Origin of the sequence: Myroides oncorhynchi, assembly GCF_020905415.1 — a bacterium.
Lineage (GTDB): Bacteria > Bacteroidota > Bacteroidia > Flavobacteriales > Flavobacteriaceae > Flavobacterium > Flavobacterium oncorhynchi_A.
On the sequence record NZ_JAJJMP010000001.1, the window covers coordinates 549859 to 562948 of the forward strand.

Below are 13090 nucleotides of genomic sequence, written 5' to 3' on the forward strand. Positions count from 1 at the left end.
TACTATCATCTAAATATTATTATGGCAAGAGTAAAACTAAACCTACCGACTGAATTTATCTTCGAAACGAAAATACCTGTACGAATAACTGACCTTAATTATGGCAACCACTTAGGTAATGATAAACTATTATCAATCTCGCATGCAGCCTGAGTTCTATTTTTATCACACTTTGGATATACAGAAATGGATTGTGCTAGTGTAGGTCTTATTATGGCTAATGTCGCTATTGAGTATAAAAATGAAACCTTCTATGGTGATACTTTATCTATTCAGGTGGTAGCTGGCGATTTTAGTAGAGTGAGCTTTGACTTATATTACTTAGTTCAAACAGACAGCAAAATAATCGCTAAAGCAAAAACAGGCATGGTAACTTTCGATTATCAAAACAAAACTACAGTCTCCGTTCCTGAAATACTACAAAACAAATTCACCTTATAGAATCTCTAAGAACCAAAAGCCGTACTGTAATATCTCCTTTTGATGACATTGTTTAGGAGCATCATAAGTTTTGTAAACAATATTACCCAATTCAAAAGGAACAGGTTTTTTAAACATTGGTCCATCATATACGAAGGTATGAAACTCTCCATTCTCTCCACAAGGGTCAACTCCCTCAGGCAGATCAGCGATAAATTGCCTATCAATCGTACGCCCTATAAAACTCTTATCTAAGTATTGTTCATTTACGCAAATCACGATTGTCTTTAATCCACTGTCTATCATTTCGTATACTAATTCTGTAGTATCTCTATTCCACAGTGGAAATACACCTGTGATATTTAATCTATTTAATTGAGCTTCTCTAAATACCTTTAAATCTTCTAAGAGTATATCTCCATAGATGCTATCCACTATTCCTTTATTAGCATACTCATTTAGTTTACTTATGATTATACTTTCGTATTCCTCTAGTGTTAGCTTCTCTGTTAGATATACAATATCTAAAGGTAACCCTATACACTCTGCTTGTCGTTTTAATACTTCTTCTCTTATTCCGTGCATAGATACACGTCCGAAATGCTCATTGACAGTCGTCATTAGACGTACTACTTCTAATTCATCTCCTTGTTGTATCTGATACAATGAATAAGCGGCATCCTTACCACTACTCCAATTTAAGAAAGCTTTTCTCATTCTATTTTAGTTTATAAACAAGATATAAAAAAAACGGTCTCACTAAAGTGAAACCGTTTAATTAATTTATGATGATAAAGAATTATACTTCTCTATTTGGATCGAATGCTTCTAGTATTTGAGCTACTCTCTGAACGAACTGTCCTCCTAATGCACCATCTACTACTCTGTGGTCGTAGCTATGAGACAAGAACATCTTCTGACGGATACCGATGAAGTCTCCTTCTGGAGTTTCGATAACTGCTGGTACTTTACGAATAGCACCTAAAGCAAGGATACCTACTTCTGGTTGGTTGATAATCGGCGTACCGAATACACTTCCAAATGTTCCTACGTTAGTTACTGTATATGTACTACCTTGTGTATCGTCTGGTTTTAACTTACCAGCTTTAGCACGGTTACCTAAGTCGTTTACAGCTTTAGCCATACCAACTAAGTTTAATTGATCAGCATTTTTAATAACTGGTACAATTAAGTTTCCGTTTGGTAATGCAGCAGCCATACCTAAGTTAATATTCTTTTTCTTAATGATATAATCACCCTCAACAGAAATATTCATTCCAGGGAAGTCTTTTAATGCTTTCGCAACAGCTTCCATAAAGATAGGTGTGAATGTTAATTTCTCTCCTTCTCTCTTCTCGAATGAGTTTTTCACTTTATTTCTCCAGTTAACGATATTCGTCACATCTACTTCGATGAATGACTGTACGTGAGCAGAAGTCTGAACAGACTTAACCATATATCCAGCGATAAGCTTACGCATACGATCCATCTCTACGATTTCGTCAGCACCGTTTACAGATACTGGAGCTGCTTTAGTAGCAGTCTGTGCAGCAGCTTTAGGAGCTTCTACTTTTGCAGCAACTGCTTGAGGTTGATTACCTCTATTTTTTACGTACTCTAAAATATCATTTTTAGTAACTCTTGCATCTTTTCCAGTTCCAACGATAGCTTCTAATTCTGCTAACAAGACACCTTCTTCTTTTGCGATATTCCTCACTAAAGGTGAAAAGAATTTCTCAGAGTCAGAGAAATCTACTGGAGTTGATACTGTATCTTGCGCTGCTGTTACTGTTTCCGCTATAACTTTAGCTTCCGCAGGAGCACTAGCCTTTACTGGAGCTGGAGCAGCTGCACCACCTTCTGTTTCTATAATAGCGATAGTTTGTCCTACTTGAACAACATCATCTACTTGGAATAATATTTCTACCAAAGTTCCTTCAACTTCTGACGGTACTTCACTATCCACTTTATCAGTAGCGATTTCTAATACTGTCTCATCAGCGTCAATATGATCCCCTACATTCTTCAACCAGTTTGTAATTGTTGCCTCTGCAACACTCTCTCCCATTTTGGGTAATTTCAATTCGAACTTTGCCATATTTATAACCTAAGGTTGTGTTTTCTAATACAAATTACAAATTTAATAATATTTCAGACTTTTAATAGACAAAAATAAAATTATCATTCTCTCAAAAACTATACTTCTATTGCCTAATTACTCTCATCACATCTATTTAAATTCTGTTTTTTTACCTATTTTCTTTTGAATTTTATTCCAAAGTATACAATTCTACTACCTATAGAGATTTGCCTATTTAAGTCAAAAAAAGACTTCTACATGTGATAATTGCTTGAAATATACAAAAAGATAGCATCTAAACCTACAAACTTATAAGACCTTATACAAACAAAAAAGCCGACCAGGAATGGTCGGCTTACTTTCATATATAAAATAATACATTTATTATTTGATAACATTACGTTTACGATCTGTCTCTTTTAAGTAGATTTTTCTTAAACGTAAAGATTTTGGAGTTACCTCAACGTACTCATCTTTTTGGATGTACTCTAAAGCTTCCTCTAATGAGAAAATGATTGGAGGGATAATTCTCGCTTTTTCATCATTTCCTGAAGAACGAACGTTAGACTGTTTTTTAGCCTTAGTTACGTTAATACACATATCATCACTACGAGAGTTCTCACCGATAACTTGACCTTCGTAAATCTCATCATTAGCACTAACGAAGAATTTACCACGATCTTGTAATTTATCAATAGAGTAAGGAATAGCTTTACCATTCTCCATAGAGATTAATGAACCATTGTTACGTCCAGCGATTTCACCTTTGTATGGTTGATACTCTAAGAAACGGTGTGACATAATAGCCTCACCAGCAGTCGCTGTTAATAGTTGATTTCTTAAACCAATAATACCTCTAGAAGGAATTAAGAATTTAATGATCATACGCTCTCCTTTAGGTTCCATACTTAGCATTTCACCTTTTCTTAAGGAAACATACTCTACAGCACGTCCTGATAAGTTCTCTGGGATATCAATAGTCAACTCCTCTACAGGCTCACATTTAGCACCATCTATTTCTTTGATGATTACCTGTGGCTGCCCAATTTGTAATTCATATCCTTCACGACGCATTGTCTCGATCAATACAGATAAGTGCAATACACCACGTCCGAATACCATAAATTTATCAGCACTATCAGTATCATGTACACGTAAAGCCAAGTTTTTCTCTAATTCTTTTGCTAAACGATCTTTAATGTGTCTAGAGGTAACATATTTACCTTCTTTACCGAAGAATGGAGAGTCATTAATAGTAAATAACATACTCATTGTAGGCTCATCGATAGTGATAGTTGGCAATGCTTCTGGGTTTTCAAAATCAGCAATAACATCACCAATCTCAAATCCTTCAATACCTACTACAGCACAGATATCACCTGCACGTACTTCACTAACTTTCATACGTCCTAAACCTTCGAAAGTTTGTAGTTCTTTAATTTTAGATTTAACGATTTTCCCGTCTCTCTTAACTAAAGAAATATTCATTCCCTCTTTTAAAACACCTCTATGTAAACGACCAATAGCAATACGTCCTGTGAATGTAGAGAAATCTAACGATGTAATCAACATTTGAGGAGTTCCTTCTTTCATTTCAGCAGCTGGAATGTGCTCTAAAACCATATCTAATAATGGTTCAAAAGAGTCTGTTGGTTGTTTCCAATCATTAGACATCCAGTTGTTCTTAGCAGATCCGTATACAGCTGGGAAATCCATCTGCCACTCTTCTGCTCCAAGTTCAAACATTAAGTCAAACACTTTCTCGTGTACTTCTTCTGGAGTACAGTTTTCTTTGTCAACTTTGTTTACTACTACACAAGGTTTTAAACCTAAACTAATCGCTTTTTGAAGTACGAAACGAGTTTGAGGCATAGGTCCTTCGAAAGCATCTACAATCAAAAGAACACCATCAGCCATGTTCAATACACGTTCTACTTCACCACCAAAATCCGCGTGACCTGGAGTATCGATAATATTAATTTTTGTTCCTTTATAGCTTACCGAAACGTTCTTAGAAACAATAGTAATTCCTCTTTCTCTTTCGATATCTTCGTTGTCTAAAATCAATTCTCCTGTGCTTTCATTCTCACGAAATAATTGACAGTGGTGTAAAATTTTATCAACCATAGTAGTTTTACCGTGGTCAACGTGTGCTATAATAGCAATATTCCTAATTGGTGTCATATAGGGATTTTAAAAATTAATTCTCTTTTCGCGTTGCAAATATATTCATTTTAAAACAAATAGTATCAACAAAAAAAGCTCTCAGATATTGAGAGCTTGATATTTTTTTACTTACAAACCAAATCGTTGTCTCTATACAATTATAAAGCAGCAACGTGTTTTGTTAATTTTGATTTCAAGTTAGAAGCTTTGTTGTCATGAATGATATTTTTCTTAGCTAATTTATCAATCATTGAAACTACTAATGGTAATTTAACAGCAGCATCTTTTTGATCTTCGATCAAACGTAAAGCTTTGATAGCATTACGAGTTGTTTTATGCTGATATCTGTTTAACACTCTTTTCTTTTCGTTACTTCTAATTCTTTTTAAAGCTGACTTATGATTTGCCATTTCTTAAATATTTTATTAAGTCTATACTATTTTTCTCTTGTAGTCCGTAGGGGAATCGAACCCCTGTTACCAGGATGAAAACCTGGCGTCCTAACCCCTAGACGAACGGACCGTAAATATAATCATTTTTTCTCTAATAAAAAGAGATTTGTAGTCCGTAGGGGAATCGAACCCCTGTTACCAGGATGAAAACCTGGCGTCCTAACCCCTAGACGAACGGACCATTGTTTTAAAATATATAAACTCCCATAAAGAGAATCTGTAGTCCGTAGGGGAATCGAACCCCTGTTACCAGGATGAAAACCTGGCGTCCTAACCCCTAGACGAACGGACCAATAATATAATGTATAAACTCTTATAAAAGAATCTGTAGTCCGTAGGGGAATCGAACCCCTGTTACCAGGATGAAAACCTGGCGTCCTAACCCCTAGACGAACGGACCATTAAATTATCTATATATTTTATTCAAAGAACTGTAGTCCGTAGGGGAATCGAACCCCTGTTACCAGGATGAAAACCTGGCGTCCTAACCCCTAGACGAACGGACCAACTTGCATTAGAAATCCCATTAAAAAGGAACCTTGTAGTCCGTAGGGGAATCGAACCCCTGTTACCAGGATGAAAACCTGGCGTCCTAACCCCTAGACGAACGGACCATTTGTTTCTCTAATGCGGATGCAAAACTACAATAAATTTTTTATCCCGCAAGAGAAAAACAAAAAAAATCGAAATTAATATGCTTTAGCAAATAATACTCTTCCCTTTGATGGCTTACCTGTAAACACACATACTCCCTCTTCTTCTTTTCTATCAATTGGAATACAGCGAATTGTAGCTTTAGTAAGCTCTTTAATCTTTTCTTCTGTCTCAACAGTACCATCCCAATGCGCTGAAACAAATCCTCCTTTACCATCTAACACTTCTTTAAATTCTTCAAAAGAATTTACTTCTGTCATATGATCAGCTCTATATTGATATGCTCTGTCAAAAAGATCTTTTTGAATAGTTTCTAATAAATCTTGGACATATTCCACGATTCCGTCTTTAGCAACTACTTCTTTTGTAAATGTATCACGACGTGCTACCTCAAATGTACCATTCTCTAAATCTTTAGGTCCCACAGCTATACGCACAGGTACTCCTTTCAATTCATATTCATTGAACTTCCAACCTGGTTTAAAAGTTGTACGGTCATCAAATTTGAACGATATATTTAACTTCTTAAATCTATCTGTAATCTTTTTCACCTCTTCGCGAATAGCTTCTAACTGTTCATCAGTTTTATGAATAGGTACGATTACAACTTGTATAGGTGCTAAGTTCGGTGGTAATACCAATCCATTATCATCAGAGTGTGTCATAACTAATGCTCCCATTAATCGTGTACTAACTCCCCATGAAGTAGCCCATACATGCTCTTGTTTACCTTCTTGAGATGTAAACTTAACGTCAAATGCCTTAGCAAAGTTCTGTCCTAAAAAATGTGATGTACCTGCTTGTAACGCTTTACCATCCTGCATTAATGCTTCAATACAGTATGTCTCTATCGCTCCTGCGAAACGCTCATTCTCTGTTTTGAATCCTTTAACTACTGGAATAGCCATAAAGTTCTCCGCGAAATCTGCATATACATCTAACATTTGTTCTGCCTCAGCTACAGCTTCTTTTTCAGTAGCATGCGCTGTATGTCCTTCTTGCCATAAAAACTCAGCTGTTCTTAAGAACAAACGAGTTCTCATCTCCCAACGAACTACGTTCGCCCATTGATTCACTAAGATAGGTAAGTCACGGTATGACTCAATCCATTTTCTATATGTATCCCAAATAATTGTTTCTGATGTAGGACGTACGATTAACTCCTCCTCTAACCTTGCATCAGGATCTACTTCGATAGTCTTTCCGTCCTCTGCTGTTCTTAATCGGTAATGAGTCACTACTGCACACTCCTTAGCAAATCCATCTACGTGACTTGCCTCCTTACTAAAATAAGACTTGGGGATAAACAAGGGGAAATAAGCATTTTGGTGACCAGTTTCTTTAAATTTCTTGTCTAACTCTGCTTGCATCTTCTCCCAGATAGCATATCCGTAAGGTTTGATAACCATACATCCACGTACACCTGAATTCTCTGCCAAATCTGCTTTGACAACTAATTCATTGTACCATTTAGAGTAATCCTCACTTCTTTTAGTAATATTCTTGCTCATTTTTAATACATTAGCAGTTAAAATTGTTTAACTCTTAATTAACTATAATAATTCCACAAAACTAACTAAATTTGTTTTGACCGACAATTAAAAAAACAACGAAATGAAAACAATTATCCAAACTTCAAAAATACTAAGTAAAATCGGAATGTTTTTACTTATAGGAGGACTAACTGTTTCTTGTGGTTCGTATTATAACACCTCTTATAATGATGGTGTATATAGTCAAAGTGGAAACACTCAACAATATCGCAATAATCAAAATCCTGACGGCAAATACTATGAGGAATACTTTAAGTCTAAAAGTGATGACTTAGAATACTTCACAGATGTAAACCAATATACTTCGTCCGTAAATGACAGTGTGATCAAACACAAACCAAAACAAGCCGTATCATATGGCTCTTGGGGTACTGAACCAAGTAGTATTAGTATCAATTACTACAATAATGGATACTATGGCTCTCCTTATTATGGATACGGATATGGTTCTCCTTATTACGGAGGATATTATGGCTCATATTGGGGCGGTGGTTTTGGATTTGGCTTCGGTTGGGGCTGGGGTGGTGGATACTATGGAAGTCCATGGGGCGGATACTACGGTCATCCTTACTACGGAGGTTACTATCCTTACCGCAACAGTTACTACTCTACTGTAACTTATCCTAATAGTGGTAGATCTAGTTACTCTAGATCTTCTTATAACAATAGTGGTTATCAAGGTAATTCTTCATATTCACGTAGTAGCTATTCTGGTAGAGGTAATACTAATTACTCTAACTCTGGTCGATCTTCTTATTCGAGATCTTCATATCAAAACTATGATAGAGGAAACAGCTCTAATTCTAGTTATAACAATAGCTCTAGAAGCTCATATTCGAGATCTTCTTATGGGACTAATTCAAATAACCCTCGTTATAATAACTCTTCTAATAACAGTAATTCTAATAATTCTAGAAGCTCTTATTCAAGAAGTTCATACTCTACGCCTTCTTCTTCATCTTCATACTCTCGTGGTGGTGGAAGTAGCTATAGTGGAGGTTCTAGAAGTTCCTCAGGTGGAGGTGGCTCACGTAGCAGTTACAGTAGATAATATATAAGTAAAACATGACAATCAAAATGAACAAACATTTCTATACATTAGTAAGCTCTATTCTACTTACAGCTGCATCTACATATGCACAAGAGCCTACACCAACTGATATAATGAGATATAATCAGTCAGACCTAAATGGTACAGCTCGTTTTAGAGGAATGAGTGGAGCCTTTGGAGCTGTAGGAGGAGACTTATCAGCTATTAGTATTAACCCTGCTGGTGGTGCTATTTTTAACTATAATAGTGCAGCATTTAGCTTATCTTATCTAGGTAAATCTAATAAGTCAAACTATTATAATAATACTGAGAAAGAATCTTATGATGGATTAGATTTAGGTCAAATGGGTGCCGTTTTCGTTTTTAACAACTATAATGAAAATGCTACTATGAAGAAGTTCACTATTGGATTAAATTATGATAACACTAAAAATTTAAGAAATAACATGTTCTTCAGAGGAACTAACCCTAATAACAGCATAGGAGATTACTTCTTAGATATGGCTAATAATGCTAGAGTCCCTCATAACATTGCGAATCCAGGAGGAATAAATGATTACGATCAAACTTATAGTGATGCTGGTTATTATGGAGGATATGTTGGCCAACAAGCTTTTTTTGCTCATCAAACTGATATTATTAAAGCAGGGCAACAAGACGGTACCTATGTAGCTAACTATAACCAGAACAGTAAATATGATCAGTCAAGACATGTAAGTTCTAGAGGTTTTACCAGCAAATTCTCAGGTAACTTCGCTGCACAGATAGGAGACAGATTTTATGTAGGAGCAAACGCTAATATACATGTAGTAGACCACACAGTAGATAGCCATGCACGCGAAAACATTGAAAACCCAGGCGGTAAAGGAGCTATCTCTCAGATTAATTACTTTAATAGTACATATACTTATGGTACTGGTTTCTCATTTAATCTAGGAGTTATTGGTAAAATTACAGAAGAGTTAAGAGCTGGGGTATCATACCAATCACCTACTTGGTATTCACTAAAAGACGAATTAACTCAAGGTATGCGCAATAATTTACAAGATGATGGTACAGTTACATTCTTTCCTAGAGTTGTTAACTTATCAAATAGCTACCGCATACAAACTCCGTCTCATTTTACAGGAAGTTTAGCCTACATATTTAAAGATAAAGGATTGATTAGTGTTGACTATACTTATAAAGATTATAGCGACAATAAATTTAAACCTACAAGTGATGACACGTATTATGGTTTAAATGAAGGAATCACTACGATGATGAAGGGAACTAGTGAAATTCGTATTGGAGGAGAATACTTAATTAAACAAGTTAGTTTAAGAGCTGGATATCGCTTTGAACAAAGTCCATATAAAGATGACTTTAAAATGTATGGTGACTTAAACAGTGCCTCTGCTGGTATAGGATACACTTTTGGAAGCTCTAGATTAGATTTATCTTATTCAAGAAATACCCAGTCTTACAAAACGTACCTAGTAGATACTACAGGCCTTAGTAACCATACTGCTGCAAATATTAAAACGACAAACAACTTTGTTAGTTTAACTTATAATATTAACTTCTAAGATAATTTAGAAGATAGAGTACTTAATCTCTTTATTGGATAAACCAGTAAAGAGATTTTTTTATTATACATTTGCAGTTCGATTTTATAAAATATAATAAAAAGCAAATAATGAAGTGTATTTTTAAACTTTTCACAGCAATATGCTTGCTTGCTACCGCTACAAGTTTTGCTCAAGAAGCCGTAACTACGCCATTGCGTTATACAGATTCTAACAAAGGTAAATTCTATATTTACTGGGGTGGTAACCGTGGTTACTTTACTAATTCTGATATCAGATTCAGAGGTGACGATTATGACTTTACATTAGAGAATGTACAAGCATCTGACAGACCTAAAGGATGGCACATAGACTACATTAACCCTACTCGTATGACAATTCCACAGACTAACTTAAGGGTAGGTTATTTTATCAGTGATAAATACAACATCTCTTTTGGAGTAGATCACATGAAGTATGTAATGGATCAAGACAAAATAGTCAACTATACAGGACACTATCCAGGATCTAATGATACAGGTGAAAATGGAAATGGAATATATGGAGAGAGAGTACCTGGAGAACCAGGAAAGGTACTATTGACAGAAGAATTCCTTACATTCGAACACACTGATGGATTAAACTACATCAATGCTGAAATAAACCGTGTAGATGATATATCTAAATTATTCGGTATTTGGAATACAGATAAAGTACAAATCAACCTTACTGAAGGTGTAGGTTTTGGTTTAGTATTCCCAAAAACGAATACAAAATTATTAGGAAAAGAAAGATACGATGAGTTCCACGTAGCTGGATTAGGTTTCTCTGCTAAAGCTGGTCTTAACATTACATTCTTTAAGCACTTCTTCGTTCAAGCAGAACTTAAAGGTGGATACATCGATATGTATGATGTACGTACTACTTCTGATAAAGCGGATAAAGCGATGCACAACTTCTGGTTCGGTCAGACAGTTATCGCATTCGGAGGTATCTTTAGATTATAATAAGAGCAATTGTTCTAAGAACAATATACTTAACCATATCAAGAGGTTGTCATTTATTTGGCAACCTTTTTTTGTTTTATTACTGTAGTATTAAGTATAAAAGCCACTTACCCCTTAGTCCCCTATAGTCATTATTCAACCATCTCCTACCTCCATAACACCACCTCTTTAATATATACAAATAAATATACCACATTTCACACGATCATAATCATAACACATAACTAATAGTTCATCTCTCTTCTTCTAACTAAAACTCATCTCCTATTTAATCATGATCCTCACCTATTCGAGAGTCCCCTATCAATACAAGAACCTTTTCTCGTATAATCTTTCTCAAACCGACTATTTACGGCTAATACTCGAGTAATCCTCGAGCAACTTAGCATGCATACTGATTCTTACTGGGATTGAGAGAGGTTGTAGAAATAGTGACAACATAACAAAAAACACCTAACACACTAAAAACAAACATATTAACAATTACTCATGTCAAAAAAATGTATTCACTTTTTCAAATATTTCTCTATATACACCTTAAAAGGAGGTGTTTTGAAAAAAAACACTGTTTTAAATACTTATTTTGAACTCATATAAGCTCCTTTATATCCCTAAAATGAAAAAGAAGTCTTCTTTTTTATTTGCAGGTGATTCTTTTAGGCATTCGTCAAAACAGAATGTTTATAATTAAATGCTGTGATTCATATAATTATACTAAAGCATATGCTTTCTAGCTAAAAAAGATGTAATTTTGCAGTCCAATTTTTTTAAATCAATGAGAACCAAAACTTTAAAAAAGAATAAAATCAACGTAATTACTTTAGGTTGTTCTAAGAACGTTTACGATAGTGAAGTGTTAATGGGACAATTAAAAGCGAGCGGAAAAGATGTAACACACGAAGCGGCTACTGATGAAGCGAATATTGTAGTTATCAATACTTGTGGTTTTATCAATAATGCAAAAGCAGAGTCTGTAAACACGATCCTTGAGTACGTAGAGAAAAAAGAGGAAGGTATTGTTGACAAAGTCTTCGTTACTGGATGTTTATCTGAGCGATATAGACCTGATTTAGAAGCTGAAATACCTAATGTAGACCAATATTTCGGTACTACTGATTTGCCTTTATTATTAAAAGCATTAGGTGCTGACTATAAACACGAATTATTAGGAGAGCGTCTGACGACTACTCCTAAGAACTACGCTTACCTTAAGATCGCTGAAGGATGTGACCGTCCTTGTAGTTTCTGTGCTATTCCTTTAATGAGAGGTGCTCACGTATCTCAACCTATTGAGAAGTTAGTAAAAGAAGCAGAAGGATTAGCTAAAAACGGAGTGAAAGAACTAATCTTGATTGCTCAAGATTTGACTTACTACGGATTAGATTTATACAAAAAGAGAAACTTAGCAGAGTTACTAGAGAACCTTGCTAAAGTAGAAGGTATCGAATGGATCCGTCTTCACTATGCATTCCCTACAGGATTCCCTATGGATGTATTAGAGTTAATGAAGAAAGAACCTAAGATCTGTAATTACTTAGATATTCCATTACAACATATCTCGGATAATATCTTAAAGTCTATGCGCCGTGGTACTACACAAGCGAAGACTACTAAGTTATTAAAAGAATTTAGAGAAGCTGTACCCGAAATGGCTATCCGTACTACGTTAATCGTAGGTTACCCAGGAGAGACTGAAGAGGATTTCCAAATCATGAAAGATTGGGTACAAGAGATGAAATTCGAACGCCTAGGATGTTTTGCTTACTCTCACGAAGAGAACACACATGCTTATTCTTTAGAAGACAATGTTCCTGAAGAAGTAAAACAACAACGTGCTAACGAAATCATGGAGATCCAAGCGCAAATATCTTTTGACTTAAACCAAGAGAAAGTTGGACAAACATTGCGTTGTGTGATTGATAGAAAAGAAGGAACTGAGTTTATCGGACGTACAGAGTTTGATAGTCCAGATGTAGATAACGAAGTGAGAATAGACGCTACGCAACACTATCTTAAGATAGGTGAGTTTGCAGATATTCACATTGATAGTGCTTATGAGTTTGACTTATTCGGTACACCAGTAAAATAACATACTAAAGCTGTTCAAAAATGAGCAGCTTTTTTTATATCTTTATTTTTATAAGTAACCACGTAGCCTTT

General features: G+C 35.2%; 10 protein-coding genes, 6 tRNA genes and 1 pseudogene. 6 read left to right on the forward strand and 11 right to left on the reverse strand.

The features are described 5' to 3' along the window. Positions 1-21 precede the first annotated feature (21 nt). Both LNQ81_RS18165 and LNQ81_RS02365 read left to right on the forward strand, forming a co-directional pair. A complete protein-coding gene (locus tag LNQ81_RS18165) occupies positions 22-153 on the forward strand; it encodes a hypothetical protein (protein ID WP_255669390.1) in 132 nt (43 codons plus the stop codon). Between the two features lie 18 nt (positions 154-171). Then, positions 172-441, forward strand: a pseudogene (locus LNQ81_RS02365) (acyl-CoA thioesterase); the annotation flags it as partial. On the opposite strand, the gene LNQ81_RS02370 reads toward LNQ81_RS02365, so the two are convergent. From LNQ81_RS02370 to proS, 11 genes are all read right to left on the reverse strand, one after another. Continuing rightward, a complete protein-coding gene (locus tag LNQ81_RS02370; protein ID WP_229944580.1) occupies positions 436-1137 on the reverse strand; it encodes a Dph6-related ATP pyrophosphatase in 702 nt (233 codons plus the stop codon). The pseudogene LNQ81_RS02365 and the gene LNQ81_RS02370 sit on opposite strands and share 6 nt — an antisense overlap. Before the next feature lie 82 nt (positions 1138-1219). Next, positions 1220-2518, reverse strand: coding sequence for a dihydrolipoamide acetyltransferase family protein (locus tag LNQ81_RS02375; protein ID WP_229944581.1), 1299 nt, complete (start codon positions 2516-2518; stop codon positions 1220-1222). Positions 2519-2884: 366 nt separating this feature from the next. Beyond that, positions 2885-4684 carry a translational GTPase TypA gene (gene typA, locus LNQ81_RS02380; protein ID WP_229944582.1) on the reverse strand — a complete coding sequence of 600 codons (1800 nt, stop codon included), beginning with the start codon at positions 4682-4684 and terminating at the stop codon, positions 2885-2887. A gap of 140 nt (positions 4685-4824) precedes the next feature. Beyond that, entirely contained in the window at positions 4825-5076 is a 252-nt protein-coding gene (gene rpsT, locus LNQ81_RS02385) for a 30S ribosomal protein S20 (RefSeq protein WP_121966952.1), read from the reverse strand. 40 nt (positions 5077-5116) lie between these two features. Next, positions 5117-5188 (reverse strand) — tRNA-Glu (locus LNQ81_RS02390). 39 nt (positions 5189-5227) lie between these two features. After that, positions 5228-5299 (reverse strand) — tRNA-Glu (locus LNQ81_RS02395). 39 nt (positions 5300-5338) lie between these two features. Next, positions 5339-5410: transfer RNA gene (locus LNQ81_RS02400), tRNA-Glu, on the reverse strand. A gap of 36 nt (positions 5411-5446) precedes the next feature. Next, a tRNA-Glu gene (locus tag LNQ81_RS02405) sits at positions 5447-5518 on the reverse strand. Positions 5519-5552: 34 nt separating this feature from the next. Beyond that, a tRNA-Glu gene (locus LNQ81_RS02410) sits at positions 5553-5624 on the reverse strand. A gap of 36 nt (positions 5625-5660) precedes the next feature. Beyond that, positions 5661-5732: transfer RNA gene (locus LNQ81_RS02415), tRNA-Glu, on the reverse strand. 75 nt (positions 5733-5807) lie between these two features. After that, entirely contained in the window at positions 5808-7283 is a 1476-nt protein-coding gene (gene proS / locus LNQ81_RS02420; RefSeq protein ID WP_229944583.1) for a proline--tRNA ligase, read from the reverse strand. A gap of 103 nt (positions 7284-7386) precedes the next feature. On the opposite strand from proS, the gene LNQ81_RS02425 reads away from it, so the two are divergent. From LNQ81_RS02425 to rimO, 4 genes are all read left to right on the forward strand, one after another. After that, positions 7387-8376: a hypothetical protein gene (locus LNQ81_RS02425; RefSeq protein ID WP_229944584.1), complete on the forward strand. Its 990-nt coding sequence runs from the start codon at positions 7387-7389 to the stop codon at positions 8374-8376. Positions 8377-8402: 26 nt separating this feature from the next. Then, positions 8403-9944 (forward strand): OmpP1/FadL family transporter, encoded by a 1542-nt coding sequence (locus LNQ81_RS02430; RefSeq protein WP_229944585.1) that lies wholly within the window; start codon positions 8403-8405, stop codon positions 9942-9944. Positions 9945-10054: 110 nt separating this feature from the next. Then, positions 10055-10930: a hypothetical protein gene (locus LNQ81_RS02435; protein ID WP_229944586.1), complete on the forward strand. Its 876-nt coding sequence runs from the start codon at positions 10055-10057 to the stop codon at positions 10928-10930. A 775-nt stretch (positions 10931-11705) separates the two neighbouring features. Then, positions 11706-13019, forward strand: coding sequence for a 30S ribosomal protein S12 methylthiotransferase RimO (gene rimO / locus LNQ81_RS02440; RefSeq protein ID WP_229944588.1), 1314 nt, complete (start codon positions 11706-11708; stop codon positions 13017-13019). Positions 13020-13090 lie beyond the last annotated feature (71 nt).